Source organism: Micromonospora xinjiangensis (assembly GCF_056150165.1).
The window spans coordinates 840,710-856,023 of the sequence record NZ_JAXCFO010000001.1 but is presented as its reverse complement, the minus strand read 5'-3'; the positions used below and the strand labels follow the sequence as shown (position 1 = coordinate 856,023).

At 72.4% G+C, this 15,314-nt stretch carries 15 protein-coding genes; all 15 read left to right on the top strand.

What is annotated here, in order from left to right; translation table 11 throughout:
- The first annotated feature begins 74 nt into the window (after positions 1 to 74).
- Positions 75 to 1,634, top strand: a complete 1,560-nt coding sequence (locus SM573_RS04090) for a P-loop NTPase family protein (protein ID WP_474611997.1) — start codon at positions 75 to 77, stop codon at positions 1,632 to 1,634.
- 148 nt (positions 1,635 to 1,782) lie between these two features.
- Entirely contained in the window at positions 1,783 to 2,073 is a 291-nt protein-coding gene (gene clpS / locus SM573_RS04085; RefSeq protein WP_474611998.1) for an ATP-dependent Clp protease adapter ClpS, read from the top strand.
- Between the two features lie 2 nt (positions 2,074 to 2,075).
- Positions 2,076 to 2,576 carry a DUF2017 domain-containing protein gene (locus SM573_RS04080; protein ID WP_474612065.1) on the top strand — a complete coding sequence of 167 codons (501 nt, stop codon included), beginning with the start codon at positions 2,076 to 2,078 and terminating at the stop codon, positions 2,574 to 2,576.
- A gap of 48 nt (positions 2,577 to 2,624) precedes the next feature.
- Positions 2,625 to 3,113 carry a M67 family metallopeptidase gene (locus SM573_RS04075; RefSeq protein WP_474611999.1) on the top strand — a complete coding sequence of 163 codons (489 nt, stop codon included), beginning with the start codon at positions 2,625 to 2,627 and terminating at the stop codon, positions 3,111 to 3,113.
- Positions 3,114 to 3,178: 65 nt separating this feature from the next.
- Positions 3,179 to 3,544 carry a MoaD family protein gene (locus SM573_RS04070; protein WP_474612000.1) on the top strand — a complete coding sequence of 122 codons (366 nt, stop codon included), beginning with the start codon at positions 3,179 to 3,181 and terminating at the stop codon, positions 3,542 to 3,544.
- 10 nt (positions 3,545 to 3,554) lie between these two features.
- Entirely contained in the window at positions 3,555 to 4,520 is a 966-nt protein-coding gene (locus SM573_RS04065) for a PLP-dependent cysteine synthase family protein (RefSeq protein ID WP_474612001.1), read from the top strand.
- Between the two features lie 351 nt (positions 4,521 to 4,871).
- On the top strand, positions 4,872 to 5,615 hold the full coding sequence (locus SM573_RS04060) for an MBL fold metallo-hydrolase (RefSeq protein ID WP_474612002.1): 744 nt from the start codon (positions 4,872 to 4,874) through the stop codon (positions 5,613 to 5,615).
- A gap of 90 nt (positions 5,616 to 5,705) precedes the next feature.
- Positions 5,706 to 6,854, top strand: coding sequence for a glycosyltransferase family 4 protein (locus SM573_RS04055; RefSeq protein WP_474612003.1), 1,149 nt, complete (start codon positions 5,706 to 5,708; stop codon positions 6,852 to 6,854).
- Positions 6,851 to 8,002 carry a glycosyltransferase gene (locus SM573_RS04050; protein WP_474612004.1) on the top strand — a complete coding sequence of 384 codons (1,152 nt, stop codon included), beginning with the start codon at positions 6,851 to 6,853 and terminating at the stop codon, positions 8,000 to 8,002. Before SM573_RS04055 ends, SM573_RS04050 begins: the two co-directional genes overlap by 4 nt.
- Before the next feature lie 115 nt (positions 8,003 to 8,117).
- A complete protein-coding gene (gene rph / locus SM573_RS04045; protein ID WP_474612005.1) occupies positions 8,118 to 8,843 on the top strand; it encodes a ribonuclease PH in 726 nt (241 codons plus the stop codon).
- A 67-nt stretch (positions 8,844 to 8,910) separates the two neighbouring features.
- Positions 8,911 to 9,531 (top strand): RdgB/HAM1 family non-canonical purine NTP pyrophosphatase, encoded by a 621-nt coding sequence (gene rdgB / locus SM573_RS04040; RefSeq protein ID WP_474612006.1) that lies wholly within the window; start codon positions 8,911 to 8,913, stop codon positions 9,529 to 9,531.
- 112 nt (positions 9,532 to 9,643) lie between these two features.
- The gene (locus SM573_RS04035) at positions 9,644 to 10,915 is read left to right on the top strand and encodes an alginate lyase family protein (RefSeq protein ID WP_474612007.1); all 1,272 of its coding nucleotides are present in this window, start codon (positions 9,644 to 9,646) and stop codon (positions 10,913 to 10,915) included.
- 652 nt (positions 10,916 to 11,567) lie between these two features.
- Positions 11,568 to 12,965 carry an O-antigen ligase family protein gene (locus SM573_RS04030; protein ID WP_474612008.1) on the top strand — a complete coding sequence of 466 codons (1,398 nt, stop codon included), beginning with the start codon at positions 11,568 to 11,570 and terminating at the stop codon, positions 12,963 to 12,965.
- The gene (locus SM573_RS04025) at positions 12,962 to 13,918 is read left to right on the top strand and encodes a glycosyltransferase family protein (RefSeq protein ID WP_474612009.1); all 957 of its coding nucleotides are present in this window, start codon (positions 12,962 to 12,964) and stop codon (positions 13,916 to 13,918) included. The genes SM573_RS04030 and SM573_RS04025 overlap by 4 nt, the downstream gene beginning before the upstream one ends.
- 31 nt (positions 13,919 to 13,949) lie before the next feature.
- The gene (locus tag SM573_RS04020; protein WP_474612010.1) at positions 13,950 to 15,314 is read left to right on the top strand and encodes an oligosaccharide flippase family protein; all 1,365 of its coding nucleotides are present in this window, start codon (positions 13,950 to 13,952) and stop codon (positions 15,312 to 15,314) included.

The following is a 15,314-nucleotide window of genomic DNA, read 5'->3' as shown; positions in this document are numbered from 1 at the left end:
GCATCCGGGTTGCTTCACCGGAGTTTTCCACACGGCCAGCCGACGCCGATCCGCCTGCCTGGGAGGTCGCCCTGATGAAGCCGGGTCCTCTCCCCTCCGTCGACGTGCCCGGCGACCTGCCCGGGCCGGGCGACATGCCCCGGTGCGCGCCCCTGCCCACCCGGCTCGGCGTGCCCCGGCCGGGGCCGGACGAGCCGCTCGGCGTCCTCGCCGTCGGTCCCGCCGGCGCCGGCCGCCGCACCGTGCTCGCCACCCTGCTGGAGATCGATCCCGCCCTGCTCGGCGTGCCGGACGGCAGCTGGCTCGTGATGAGCCACGCGGCCACCTCGACCCGGGCGGCCTACGTCCCGGGCTACCGCCAGCCCCACGCCTACGGCACCGACCGGACGGCGGCCGGGCCGGCGCTCGCCCGTCCGCCGCGCCGGGTGGAGCTGCACCTGCCGGATCCGCTGCTGCGCCACTTCAGCCTGGTCGACACCGTCGACACCGGTGTGCTCGGCGTCGCCGGGGCGCGGGTGCTGCTCGACGCCGCCGGGCGGGCCGGCGCGGTGCTCTTCGTGATCGCCGCCGACCAGGCGTTCACCGCCGCCGAGCTCAACCTCCTCGCCGAGATCGCCCGGGCCCAGGTCCCGGTCTTCTTCGTGGTCACCCCCGGCCCCACCGGTTGGGCCGGGGCCGACGGCACGGCGCGGACGGAGGACGCGGGGGCGTCTGTCCCGCCGCCCGGGGCCGGGTCCCCCTCGCCCGGCCCCACGGTCGACCCCGTGGCCGTGACGGTGGCGGCGCACCGCGCCGCGCTGCTCTCCGCTGTTCCCGGTCTCGCCCAGGCACGCTGGTGCGCGCTGCACGGCGACGGGGCCGCGGCCGACCTGCGGCGGGCGCTGGTCGGCTGGGCCGCCGACGAAGGGCTGCGCCGGGCCAGCTCCGATCCACCGGTCCTGCCCGGTGAGCACGTGCGGGTGAACGTGGCGGCCGATCCGGGCGACTGGGCGGAGCGGCTCGACCGGCAGACCCGCACCTGCGCCCAGCGGATCCGCCAGCACCTCGCGCTCGAGCTGGCCAACATCCACCTGCGGGTGGTCCAGGAGATCGTCTTCGGGGTCGGCTGCGCCGGGCTGCCCCAACTGCTCGACCGCGAGATGGAGGCGCTCTCGCTGCTGGCCACGGCCCAGTGCGACCGTGCCGTGCGGGGCGTCATCGACGAGTCCCTCGCCCGGGTCTTCGGCGCACCGCTGCCCGACGGCGTGCGCCAGCGGGTCGTCAAGGCGATGCGGTTCGGGCTGACCGAGGACCGGCTGGCCCGCGAGCTCGACCGCGTACTGCTGGTCACGAGCACGGCCGGCGTGGCCGGGTTGACCGGCGCCGGGGCCATCGACGCGCTCGCCGGTTACCCCGTCACCGTGCGGTCCGAGGTCCTCCCGCCGGTCGCCGTCGCCCTCTCCGGCGGCTGCTGGCAGCACTGGCGCAGCCCCGGCAACGACGACGCCAACCAGGCGCGCGCGTGGGCCCAACGGGCGCTGCGGGAGGTCGAGTTGGAGCTCGCCCGGGACATCTCCCGACGCTTCGAGGTCGTCCGCCTCTCCCTGGGCGCGGTGCTCTCCGATGCGGTCGACCACGGCATCCTGCTCGCCTGACAGCGGGGCGACCCTCGGATCCGTCGGGCGCGCCCGCCCACCCCTCGGGCGCCGCATCGACGGGTGGGGGTCGCCCCGCCACGGCGATCCGAGCGGCTCCGGCGCTCCGGTTCCTCGGTTCCGGGAAACCGGTGGCACGATGGGGGGCATGGCGGCTCCGCAGGTTGCACCGGTCGAGACGCCGGCCACCGAAGAGGTGCCGGTCTCCGACCGGCCATGGGTGACGATCGTGTGGGACGACCCGGTCAACCTCATGACGTATGTGACCTGGGTCTTCCAGAAGCTCTTCGGCTACAGCCGGGAGAAGGCCGAGAAGCTGATGCTGGACGTGCACCACAAGGGGCGCGCCGTCGTCTCCACCGGCGCGCGGGAGCGGATGGAGCACGACGCGTCGCAGCTGCACGCGTACGGGTTGTGGGCGACGGTGGACCGCTCGTGAGCATGTTCCGCAGGCAGAGCGGCCGCTACGTCGCCACCTTCGCCTCGGACGAGGTCCGGGTGCTCCGCAAGGTGGCCTCCGAGGTCGTGGGTCTGCTCACCGACGGCTTCGACCACTCCGATCCCGTGGTGGGCCGGCTCTTCCCGGAGGTCTACCCGGACGACGCGAGGAGCACCGCCGAGTTCCGCCGCTACACCGAGGGTGACCTCAAGACCGCCAAGATCGACCAGGCCGGCGCGATCCTCGCCGCGTTGCCCGGGGAGGCCGGCGGGGAGGTGCGCCTCGACGGTGAGGCGGCCGAGGCGTGGCTACGCGCGCTGAACGACGCCCGGCTCGCGATGGGCGTCCGGCTGGAGATCAAGGACGGCACCGACCTCGGTGAGGAGCTGGACGAGGCGGTCGCCGAGGACCCGACGTCCAGCCGGGTGTTCCAACTGTCGGTCTACGCGTACCTCGGCTATCTCCAGGAGTCCCTGCTCAACGCCCTGATCGACGAGGCGTGACCGCTGCCACCTCGCCGGCCCACCGGGCCAGGCGTTAGGCTGGACCGCGTGCTGAGCATCGACCGGTCGATCGTCGACGCGATCGTGGCCCACGCGCGCCGGGACCACCCGGACGAGGCGTGCGGCGTCGTCGCCGGTCCCGCCGGCAGCGACACCCCGACCCGGCACATTCCGATGGACAATGCCGCCCGCTCCATGACGTTCTACGAGTTCGACTCGATGGAGCAGTTGCGGGTGTGGCGAGAGATGGACGACCGGGACGAGGAGCCCGTCGTCATCTACCACTCGCACACCGCGACCGAGGCCTACCCGTCCCGCACGGACGTCTCCTTCGCCGGTGAACCGGGCGCGCACTACCTGCTCGTCTCGACCCGCGATCCCGACACGGAGGAGATCCGCTCCTTCCGGATCGTCGACGGCGTGGTCACCGAGGAGCCGGTCCGGATCGTGGACGCCGCGGTGGACCCGCACGCCGTGCAGTCCTACATGTTCGGGCAGAGCCCGACGACGGTCGACTACGAGTGTTCCGGCCGCTGACTCCCGCGCCGTAGCACCCGTCCACGTCCCGTCACCGAGGCACACCCGAGAAGGAGCACGACATCATGGCCATCGAGGTTCGCATCCCCACCATCCTGCGCAGCTACACCGGCGGCGCGAAGGTCGTCGAGGGCACCGGCGACACGCTGGGCGACCTGCTCACCGACCTGGACTCCCGGCACGGCGGCCTGAAGGCCCGCCTCGTCACCGACGCTGGCGCGCTGCACCGCTTCGTGAACGTCTACGTCAACGACGAGGACGTCCGCTTCCTCGGGGCGCTGGACGCCAAGCTCAACGACGGCGACAGCGTCACCATCCTGCCGGCGGTCGCCGGTGGCGCGTTCGGCTTCGCCGCCGCCGCGGCGCTCGGCCAGCAGAAGCTGGCCGCCGCCGAGCGGCCGACCGGGCGCACCTCCGTCACCCTCCGCTGAGGCGGCCGCCATGGCGCGGTACGACAGCCTGCTCGACGCCTGCGGCGGAACGCCCCTGGTCGGCCTGCCCCGGCTCTCGCCGACGGTGCCCGAGGGGGCGCCGCCGGTGCGGCTGTGGGCGAAGCTGGAGGACCGGAACCCGACCGGCAGCATCAAGGACCGGGCGGCCCTTTTCATGGTCCGCGCGGCCGAGGAGGCCGGCCGGCTCCGGCCGGGCGACACCATCCTCGAGCCGACCAGTGGCAACACCGGCATCTCCCTGGCCATGGTCGCGAAGCTGCGCGGCTACCGGCTGGTCTGTGTGATGCCCGAGAACGTGTCGACCGAGCGGGTCCAACTGCTCCGGATGTACGGCGCGGAGATCATCTTCTCGCCGGCGGCGGGCGGCTCCAACCAGGCGGTCGCCACCGCAAAGCAGATCGCCGCCGAGCACCCCGACTGGGTGATGCTCTACCAGTACGGCAACGAGGCGAACGCCCGGGCGCACTACGAGACGACGGGCCCGGAGCTGTTGCAGGACCTGCCCTCGATCACCCACTTCGTGGCCGGTCTCGGCACGACGGGCACCCTCATGGGCACCGGCCGCTACCTGCGGGAGAAGGTCGAGGGCATCCAGATCGTCGCCGCCGAGCCGCGCTACGGCGAGCTGGTCTACGGGCTGCGCAACATCGACGAGGGGTACGTACCGGAGCTCTACGACGCCACCGTGCTGTCCCGGCGGTTCTCCGTCGGCACCCGCGACGCGGTGCTGCGTACGCGCCAGCTCGTGGAGGTGGAGGGCATCTTCGCCGGCTTCTCCACCGGTGCCATCCTGCACGCCGCGCTCGCGGTGGCGCACGAGGCGGTGCGTGCCGGCCGCCGCGCCGACGTGGCGTTCGTGGTCGCCGACGGCGGCTGGAAGTACCTCTCCACCGGGGCGTACGGCGGCACGCTGGCCGACGCCGAGGAGGCCCTGGAGGGGCAGCTCTGGGCCTGAGCCCGGCGGCAACCGGCGCCACGGCGGGTCCGGCCTTCCACGGCCGGGCCCGCCGACGTCCGTCCGGTGGCGAGCCCCCGCGCGGATCCTGCCCGCCGTGTCCGGCGCCGAGTCGGCAGCGCTCGGCGTTCACGCACTGCCACGGTCGCCCAGCTCCGACCGCCGCGTGCGGGTACGCGTACGGGGCGTGACCGCGCGAGCGGTGTCACCTTGATGACAACTTCCAGCGGATGATTCTTGCGCCCCCGCGTGTCGGCGTAGGCTGCGCAGCGTGGCGTACGCGTCGGTCGAGATCGTGAGCCGAGCGATGGTCGGCGTGGCGGCTACGCAGCGTGACGGCGAGACGACCCGATGCGACTGACCGTCCTGGGCTGCGCGGGAAGCTTTCCCGGACCGGAGTCCCCCTGCTCCGCCTACCTGGTCGAGGCCGACGGCTTCCGGCTGCTGATCGACTTCGGCTCCGGCTCGCTCTCCAGCCTCCAGCGCTACGCCGGTCTGCACACGCCCGACGCGATCCTCCTGACCCACCTGCACTGCGACCACATCCTCGACGCGGTGTCGTACGTGGTGGTCCGCCGCTACGCCCCCGACGGGCCGTACCCGGCCCTGCCGGTCTACGCGCCCGCCGGCGCACCCGACCGCCTGACGGCCGCGTACGGCGACGAGGGTGCGATGGACGACGTCTACCAGTTCTACGGCCTCCAGCCCGGCACGTTCCCGATCGGTCCGTTCACCGTGACCGTCGAACGGGTCAACCATCCCGTCGAGACGTACGGGGTGCGGCTGGAGCACGACGGTCGGGTGCTCTGCTACTCGTCCGACACCGCGCCCTGCGACGCGCTGCTGCGGCTGGCGCAGGACGCCGACGTCTTCCTCTGCGAGGCGAGCTACCTCGACGGCGTGGAGAACCCACCCGACCTGCACCTGACCGGTCGGGAGGCCGGTGAGGCGGCGACCAAGGCGGGTGTGGGCCGGTTGCTGCTCACCCACCTGGTGGCCGCCTGGGGCAGTGAGGCGCACACCGTGGAGTCGGCCGCCTCCGCGTACGCCGGCCCGCTCGAGGTGGTCCGGGCCGGCGCCAGCTACGAGATCTGACCGGCGGCATCGACCGCTCTTGTCGTAGTGTTCGCCGGCCGGTCAGGATCCGGTCGCCTGGCGCACCCGTGACGCCCGCACGGTGTGGGCATGCGGATCGCCATCGTGACCGAGTCGTTCCCGCCGGACGTGAACGGCGTCGCCCACTCCGTCGTCCGGACGGCCGAACACCTGGTCGCCCGGGGCCACGAGCCGCTGGTCATCGCGCCCGCCCCGCCCGGTGCGGCCCGGCACGACGCCGGGACGTACCCGTACCCCGTGGTGCGGATCCCCAGCGTGCCGCTGCCCCGGTACCAGGGCTTCCGGCTCGGCGTGCCGACCGCTCCCCGGCTCTCCGCGGCGCTGCTGACGCACCGGCCCGACGTGGTCCACCTGGCCAGCCCCTTCGTCCTGGGTGCGCGGGCGGCCACGCTGGCCGTGCGCCACCACCTGCCGACCGTGGCCGTCTACCAGACCGACGTGGCCTCGTACGCCCGCGCGTACCGGCTCAGCTGGGGAGAGGCGGCCGCCTGGCGGCGACTGCGCGAGATCCACAACTCGGTGGGCCGCACCCTCGCACCGTCCACCCGCGCGGCGGCCGACCTCATCGCCAACGGGGTGCAGCGGATCTGGCTGTGGCGCCGGGGTGTGGACGCGGAGCGGTTCCAGCCCGCCAAGCGCAGCGACGAGCTGCGCGCCCGTCTCGCGCCGGACGGTGAGCTGCTCGTCGGCTACGTCGGCCGGCTGGCCCCGGAGAAGCGGGTCGACCTGCTCGCCGCCACCGCTCAGCTGCCCGGCGTACGGGTGGTGGTGGCCGGTGACGGCCCGGCGCGCCGGCAGCTGGCGCGCGCCCTGCCGGAGGTCGCCTTCCTCGGCGTGCAGCAGGGCGAGGAGCTGGCCCGCCTCTACGCCAGCCTCGACGTCTTCGTGCACACCGGCCCGCACGAGACCTTCGGCCAGACCGTGCAGGAGGCGCTGGCGAGCGGGGTGCCGGTCGTGGCGCCCGCCGCCGGGGGCCCGGTGGACCTGGTGGAGTCGGGCGTGACCGGGCTGTTGGTGCCGCCGGCCGACGGGGATGCCCTCGCCGCCGCGGTGGCCGAGCTGGGCGCGGACGAGGCCCGGCGGGAGGCGTACGGGCGGGCCGCGCGAGCCGCCGTGCGCCGCCGGAGCTGGGCGACGGTCGGCGACGAACTGATCGCCCACTACGAGGCCGTCCGCGCTGGCGCGAGCCCGCTCGCCGACCTGCCCGCCGCGTCGTGACCGGCGCCCCGGACGGTCGGCTGCGGATCGTCCGCCTGGCCAACTTCGTGACCGCCCGCTCCGGCGGGCTGCGGACCGCCCTGCACCATCTGGGGATGGGCTACCGTGCGGCCGGGCACGAGCCGGTGCTGGTCGTCCCCGGGCCGCGCGACGCCGACGAAGAGCACCCGTGGGGGCGGGTGATCACCCTGACCGGCCCGCGGCTGCCGGGCAGCGGCGGTTACCGCCTGCTCGTCGGGCGGCGTCGGCTCACCCGGCTGCTCGCCGACCTGGCGCCGGACCGGCTGGAGGTCTCCGACCGCTTCACGCTGCGCTGGACCGGCGGTTGGGCCCGGGCGCACGGCGTGCCGGCCGTGATGGTCTCGCACGAGTCGCTGACCGGCCTGCTCGGACAGTGGGGAGCGCCCTACGCGCTGGCTCGCCCCCTCGCCGACCGGCTGAACCGGCGCACCGCCGAGGCGTACGACCGGGTGGTCTGCACCACCCGGTGGGCGGCGGACGAGTTCGCCCGGATCGGCGCGCGCAACCTCGACCTGGCGCCGCTGGGGGTGGACCTGGAGACCTTCCACCCCGACCGGGCCGACCCGGGCCTGCGGAGCCGGTACGCCGAGCCGGGTGAGGTGCTGCTGGTGCACTGCGCCCGGCTGTCCCCGGAGAAGCGGCCGGACCTGGCCGTCGACGCGCTCGCCGCGCTGCGCCACGCGGGCGTGCCCGCGGTGCTGGTGATGGCCGGCGACGGTCCGATGCGCGCCTCCCTGCGGCGGCGCGCGGCCGGGCTGCCCGTCACCTTCACCGGCTTCCTGCCCGACCGGCTCACCGTCGCCGCGCTGCTCGCCAGCGCCGACGTGGTGCTGGCGCCCGGACCGGTGGAGACGTTCGGCTTGGCCGGCCTGGAGGCGTTGGCCTCCGGCACGCCCGTGGTGGTGAACGCCGCGAGCGCGCTGCCCGAGGTGGTCGGCGCCGCGGGGCTGGCCGCGTACGGCACACCGGCGGACATCGCCGCGGCCGTGACGCGACTGCTCGCCCGGCCGGAGACGGAGCGGCGCCGGGCCGCGCGGGCGCGTGCCGAGGAGTTCGGCTGGCCCGCCGCGGTGACCAACTTCCTCCGCGTGAACGCGGCGCACGAGGTGGCGTCGGCGCGGACCTGACCGGGGCGCCACGGCACCACGCGTGCCCCGGCGAGGGAGCCGTCGTCGGGGGTGGGAACGGCGGCCGGTCGGGACACCGCGCGCGGCCCGGTCGGGCACCGCATAGGGTGCAGGCATGGCACGACCCGACGGGCGAGCGCCCGACCAGCTCCGACCGGTGACGCTGACCCGGGGATGGAGCACCCATCCGGAGGGCTCGGTGCTCGTCGAGTTCGGCGCGACCCGGGTGCTCTGCACGGCGAGCGTGACCGAGGGGGTGCCCCGCTGGCGCAAGGGCTCCGGCCTCGGCTGGGTCACGGCCGAGTACGCGATGCTGCCGCGAGCCACCAACACCCGCTCCGACCGGGAGAGCGTCAAGGGGAAGATCGGCGGTCGTACCCACGAGATCTCCCGGCTGATCGGTAGGAGCCTGCGCGCGTGCATCGACCTGAAGGCGCTCGGTGAGAACTCGATCGTGCTCGACTGTGACGTGCTCCAGGCCGATGGCGGCACCCGCACGGCGGCCATCACGGGCGCCTACGTCGCGCTGCACGACGCGGTGACCTGGCTCGCGGAGCGTAAGGCGCTGACCGGCAAGCCGGAGGCGGTGATGCACCGGTCGGTGGCCGCGGTGAGCGTGGGCGTCATCAAGGGCGAGCCGCGCCTGGACCTCTGCTACGCCGAGGACGTGGCCGCCGAGGTCGACATGAACGTGGTCTGCACCGGCACCGGCGACTTCGTCGAGGTGCAGGGCACCGGGGAGGCGGGCGTGTTCCCCCGGAGCCAGCTCGACGCCCTGCTCGACCTGGGTGTGGCGGGCTGCGCGGAGCTGGCCGAGATCCAGCGGAAGGCGCTGGCATGAGCGCGGGCAGCGAGGCGTCCCGGAACGGGTTCGTGCAGGTCGTAGTCGTGAACGAAGGCGGAACGCAATGAACAAGGTGCTGCTGGCCACCCGTAACCGCAAGAAGCTGGTGGAGCTCCAGCGGATCCTCGACGGCGCGCTCGGCGCGCACCGGGTCGCCCTGCTCGGCCTGGACGACGTCGAGGAGTACCCGGAGCTGCCGGAGACCGGCCTCACCTTCGGCGAGAACGCGCTGATCAAGGCGCGGGAGGGGTTCCGCCGCACCGGGCTGCCCACGGTCGCCGACGACTCCGGTCTGGCCGTCGACGCGATGGGCGGCATGCCGGGCGTGTTCAGCGCCCGCTGGTCCGGCCGGCACGGTGACGACCAGGCGAATCTCCAGCTGCTGCTCGACCAGATCGCCGACCTGCCGGACGAGCACCGCACCGCCTCGTTCGTCTGCACCGTCGCGCTGGTGCTGCCCGGCGGCAAGGAGCACCTGGTTGACGGCCGCCAGCCCGGCCGGCTGCTGCGCGCGCCGCGCGGCGACGGTGGCTTCGGCTACGACCCGATCTTCATCGGCGACGGGCAGACCCGCACCAACGCGGAGCTGACGCCCGAGGAGAAGGACGCGATCAGCCACCGCGGCAAGGCGCTGCGCGAGATGGCAAAATTGGTCGCCAAGGTGCTTCCCTCGAGCCCCGCCTGACGGTGCGGCTTCCGCCCGTCGGCGGCAAGGGCGCTCAGAGGACCAGGCATGCCAGTCTTGGAGGGTGTTCCAGCGAGCGTGGTTCGGCTGGACCGGTCGGTGGGGAGACAGGATGGCATCGGCCAGGACCCGCGTAGGTATCGCGGCGTTGGCCGCCGTTGTCATCGTCATCGTGAGCGCCGGCTTCGTGGTCGCCTCGAGCGAGACGGCCCCCGCGGAGGATGGGCCCTCCGGCGTCTGGTCCTCCCGCTCTCCCGACCCGGTGCCGGTTCTGAGCCCCACACGGGACCGCGAGAGCGGATTCGTGCATCCCGGCGTGCTGGTCAGCGGCTACCAGCTGGACTTCGTAGTCGGAAAGCTCAGATCCGGTGAGGAGCCCTGGCAATCGGCATGGCTTGCGACCCAGCGCAGCCGCTTCGCCCAGTTGTCGTGGCAGCCGAAGCCGGTGGCCACCGTGGACTGCGGCTTCTACTCCAAACCGGACCGAGGGTGCACCCAGGAGACGGAGGACGGCGTCGCCGCCTACACGCACGCCCTCATGTGGTACTTGACGCGGGATCGTCGGCACGCCGAGAAGTCCATCGAGATCATCGATGCCTGGGCGCAGGTGTTGAGGGGGCACACCAACACCAACGCTCCGCTGCAGGCGGGTTGGTCGGGGGCCTCGTTCGTACGGGCCGCAGAGCTGATCAAGCACAGCTACCCTGGGTGGCGGCCAGAGAGCCTCGCCAGGGCGGAGCGAATGTTCCGTGAGGTGTATCTGCCGTTGCTGATGCGGGGGGTGAGCCCGCAGCGCGCGGGGAACTGGGAACTGATCATGCTCGACGCGGTCGTCGGCATGGCGGTGTTCCTCGACGACCGCCCCACCTTCACGAAGGCGATCAGCAAGTGGCGGCTCCGCCTGCGCTCCTACGTCTACCTGGCGACCGATGGTCCCATCCCGAAGCCGCCGCCGGGGGAACGGTTCACGCGGGCGCAGACCGTCGCGTACTGGTTCGGGCAGACGAAGTTCGTCGACGGGATGGCGCAGGAGACCTGCCGCGACTTCCTACACACCGGATGGGGACTCACCGCGGCGGCGCACGTCGCCGAGACCGCGTGGATCCAGGGGCTGGACCTCTACGCCGAGGCGCGCCAGCGGCTCGTCCCGGCGTTCGAGTTCCACGCGGCCTACGAGATGGGCGATGTGGTGCCGTCCTGGCTCTGCGGCGGTCGCCTGCAGACGGGACTCGCACCGTCTCCCGAGATCGCCTTCAACCACTACTCGACGAGGATGGGGTACGAGCTTCCGAGGACCAGGGAGCTGATCCGGGCCGAGCGCCCGTCCGGCGCGGGCTTCTTCTACGCGTCGGAGACCCTGACCCACGCCGGGAATCCTCGCTGATCCGCCGGGTACCGCCCACCCGCGGGCCGGCGGCCGTGTCCCCGCCTCTCGACCCTCCCCGGGCGCCGGCGCGACGGAACCCGCTATAGGCTCACCGTCGCCAACGGCGGCGACGGCGGGGTTGAGAGGCTCTGGTCTCTTCATACGGGGTGGCGAGGACAGTGACAGAGTCTGTGGAGGGGTGCCGCGCGGCTCTGCGGCGCGAGATTCAGTGGCTACCGGCTCTCGCCGTTCTCCCGGTGCTGCAGTTCCGCTCCGGGAGACGTCCGCATGGTGGGGTGGACCCATTTTCGTCGAGACGAGGGCTGCTGCACCGTGGTGGTCGGCAACGTCCTCGTGTATCGGGACATACACCCCAGGACAGCGAGCTTCGCGCATACTCTCGCCCCCCGTCTCGTCGAGGGCATCGACGGAGGACCGGCTCGAGGGGAGAGGCCGCGCACCCGTCTCCGTCGAGCCCTGAACGTCGGTGTGGGCTCGTCACGGTGAGACGTGCCCGGAGGCGGCGGCAGAGTCGATCTTCGGTGGCTCCGGGCTGGCGTATAGTGCCCCCGACAAGACGCTGTGGGGAGGATCGCGACGTGCGCAGCTACCTCGGGCAGGAGCGGTCGTCCGAGCCGCGACCCTCGGCCGTAACCGGATGAGCCGCCCGGTGTCGGATCTGCGCGTCGAGCCGAGCACCGCCCCTCCCGAGACGCGACGCCGTCTGGAGTCGCTGACCTGGCTCGTGCTCGTCGCCGCGCTGGCCCTCCTCGGTCTCAAACCGCTGTCCGACATTCCCGGCGAGAAGACCGCCCAGGACACGATGGATCTGGGCTTCGTGGTCAGCACGGTCGGTGCCGTGCTCATGGTCTCGGCCTTCGTCCTGACCCTCGCGGCCACCCGCCGGCTTCCGGGCAGGTTGGTCGTCGCCCTGGTCGCGCTGGTGGTCCTGGGCGGGTTGTCGGTGATCAGCCTGCTCGCCGTGTCCGCCCGCGCGGACTTCATCGACCAGTTCGCGGTCACCGGGCTCCGGGACATCTTCGGTTCCTACGTGGACCCGGCCCGCGGGACACTCACCCAGGCGGCGCAGCTCGCCGTCGGCTTCGCGCCCGTCACCCTGCTCGCCATCATGCTCGTCAGGCCGCAGTGGTTCACCATCGAACGCATCCGTTGGGTGCTGTGGCTCGTGCTGTTCGGCGCCGTCGTGCACTCCGCGATCGCCTGGCTCCAGGTCGCCGGGATCGTCGACTACACGTTCTTCTTCAAGCTGCCGGGTGGAAACATCGGGCGCGCCTCAGGTGGCTATTTCCACCCCGCGTCGCTCGGCCGTCTTCTGATCTTCGCCGTCTTCATCCTGTACGTCGCCGGTGACCAGCTCCGGATCAAGCCCCTGCCCCGCTTCGCGCTCCTTGCGCTGATGGTCGCCACGGCGCTGGTCTCCACACACCGCCTGACCATCCTCTGCGTGGGCATCCTGGTCGTCGCCATGGAGGTGCGGCGCCTGCCCAGACTGCTCCGCTGGATCCGGGGCCTGCCCCGCCGGGGGACGATCCCCGCCGGCCTGGTGCTGTTCGCGGGTCTGCTCCTCGCGATGATCCAGTGGGGTCCCGCCTTGTGGGACCGCCTCATGTTCCTGGTGACCCAGATCGGCTCGCTCGACCCCAACTCCAAGGACTTCATCCGGGGACGCGGGGAGATCTGGTTCGAGATCGCCCGGGTGTGGCGGGACGCGCCGCTGGACGTGTGGCTCTTCGGGCTGGGCTACGAGCCGTGGAACACGCACAGCGACCCGATCCGGGTGTTCGTGGTGTGGGGACTGCTCGGCCTGGCCTGCATGACGGGCATCTGTGTCGCTCTCTGGCGGTCCACGAGCGAACGCGCGGCCTTCGACGGGCAGTGGGCGCTCGTCGTGCTCTACTTCACGGCGGCCGTCTTCGCGACCACGCAGAAGCCGACCTCCTACTCGTACTTCATGTGGTTGTTCCTGTTCTCGCACATCCTGGTCGTCGCGGTGCACCCCCGTCAGGCTCACGGAGCCGGCGCCATCGGAAATGGTGATCACAGATGAGTCAGCCCCTGTTCATCTCCTGGAAGCGATATCAGCGGCGGTCGGACGTGCTCGCCGAAGCGCTCGGCGCCGAGATCGTGTGGCGTCCGCACCGGGCCACGTCGAAGGTGCTGCGCCCCTCGGACTACCTGGCACACAGCCGGGACGATCTGGCCATGATCCGCTCCCGTCGACCTTCGTACGTGATCGTGCAGACCCAGCCCCACCTGACCGGTCTGGCACCGCACCGCGCCAAGGTCCCGTACGTCGTCGACGCGCACAACGGTCAGTTCCAGTCGTGGTGGCGCAAGGTGCCGGGGACCGAGCGGATCCTGCGCGGCGCCCAGCTCGTGCTGACCCACAACCAGGAGGCCGACGCGATCGCCCGCGAGGCGTTCCCCGGTCTGCGCACCCTGGTCGTCCATGACCCGCTGCGGCCGATCGCACCGGCGGCGCCCCGTGACTGGGTCTTCGTCGTCGCCTCGGCCGCCGCCGACGAACCCATGGACGTGCTCCTCGACGCGATCGAGGCCGCTCCCGAGATCACCTTTGCCACCACCGCGCCGCTGCACCGGCTGCCCGACCCGCTTCGGGAGCGCGCCGCAGGTCTCCGCAATCTCGTATCGCTCGGCTTTCTCGACCTGCCCGACTACGAGGCAGCGCTGGCAGGTGCGCGTGCCGTGGTCGTGCTGACCGACCGTGACGGCTGCCAGCCGAGCGGGGCGTGCGAGGCGTTGAGCGCCGGGCGGCCCCTGGTGCTGTCCCGGACCCGCACCACCGAGAACCTCTTCGGCAGCTTCGCCCACCTCGTCGCCAACGAGCCCGCGGCGCTGACCGCCGGGGTACGCGCGGCCGTCCAACCGGACACCGGTCACGGCGTCCGAGTCGCGGCGGCACGGGAGGCATGGGTTCAGCGCACCGCCGACGAGTTGGCGCAGATCAGCTCCGCCGTGGCGGCGCAGGTGGCCCGGTGAGGCCGACCGCGCGGGCCGGGAGTGCGCGGCGGTGACCGACACACTGGTCGAGGCCCGGCCGGGCGCCCATCGGCGACGGCCAAGCGGGCTCCTTCGCCGGCTGCGACAACTGGGCATGCTCGGCGTGAGTCAGGTCGGGCTCACGCTGCTCGCGTTCCTGGTGCAGGTGCTGCTGGCCCGTACGCTGCCGCAGGCCGAATTCGGCGCCTTCATGTCCATCCTGTCGTTGATGACGTTGGCCGGACCGGTGGCGCTCTTCGGCATCGCTGAGTTCTGGCTGCAGCGTTTCGGGCGGGAGGGGCCACGAGCGCTGCGCTGGGTGCGTCCGTCGCTGGAGTTGGTGCTCGCCTGCTCGGCCCTCCAGATGGTGCTGATGATCATCTGGGGGCTGGCGGACCGGAGTGACCCCCTCATCGGGGATCTTCGGATGATCCTTGCCCCGATCATCCTCGCGCAGGCCGGGATGGCGCTGTCGGTCTCGGTCCTCCAGCTGCGCGGCGCCTACGGGCAACTGTCCGTGCTGCAACTCGCCCCGCATGCCGGACGGCTGCTGGTCGCGGTGTGCGGTGTGGTCTACGGCGTGTCGGCGACCGCCGCAGCGTCGGGGTACGCCCTGGTGGCGGCGCTCACCGTGCTCCTCAGCGCGCTGGTCATCGTGCCGTTCAGCCGTGGGCGCGGCCGGTTGGAGGGCTATCCCGCCCAGGAGATCCGGCCCGGTCGGCCGCCGCGGTTGCGTCACCTGGTCGGTGGCGCCGCGCCGTTCATGTTCGGCAGCCTCTTCTACCTGCTCGGCATGAACCTGGGTGTCGTCGTCAGCGCCGAGTTCCTGAGCGTCGAGGCGGCAGCGATCTTCGCCGTGCCCATGACCCTGCTGACCGCGATCTACCTCCTGCCCCGGGTGGTCTACCAGCAGTACTTCCTTGCGAAGCTGCACCGGTGGTCCCGGTCCGACCGGGACGCAGTTCTCGTCGCCTACCGCGCGGGCACGGTGGGCATGATCGTATTGGGCCTGGTGATCGGCGTCGTCGTCGCCGCCGGTGGCCGATTCGCCATCCCACTGGTCTTCGGTGCCGAGTACCGCGACTCCGTTCCGGTGATGGCCCTGCTCGCCCTCGCGATCCCGCTCCGGTTCGGCTCGGCTAGCGTCGCGTCGCTGCTGACCAGCGGCGGTCTCCTGCGCAGGAAGGTCCTGTATCAAGGGCTCGGCTCGGTGGTGTTCCTGGCCACGTTGGCGCTCGCGATTCCGCCGTTCGGTGTGATCGGTGCGGCCTTGGGCACGGTGCTCTCGGAGGCGTTCCTGCTCGTACTGTTCTGGATTTGCGTCAAACGGAACGTCGTGGCCGGAGCTGAGCTGCCCTCCTGGGCCGAGATCCGTCGGCGCCTGACGAAGGGATGA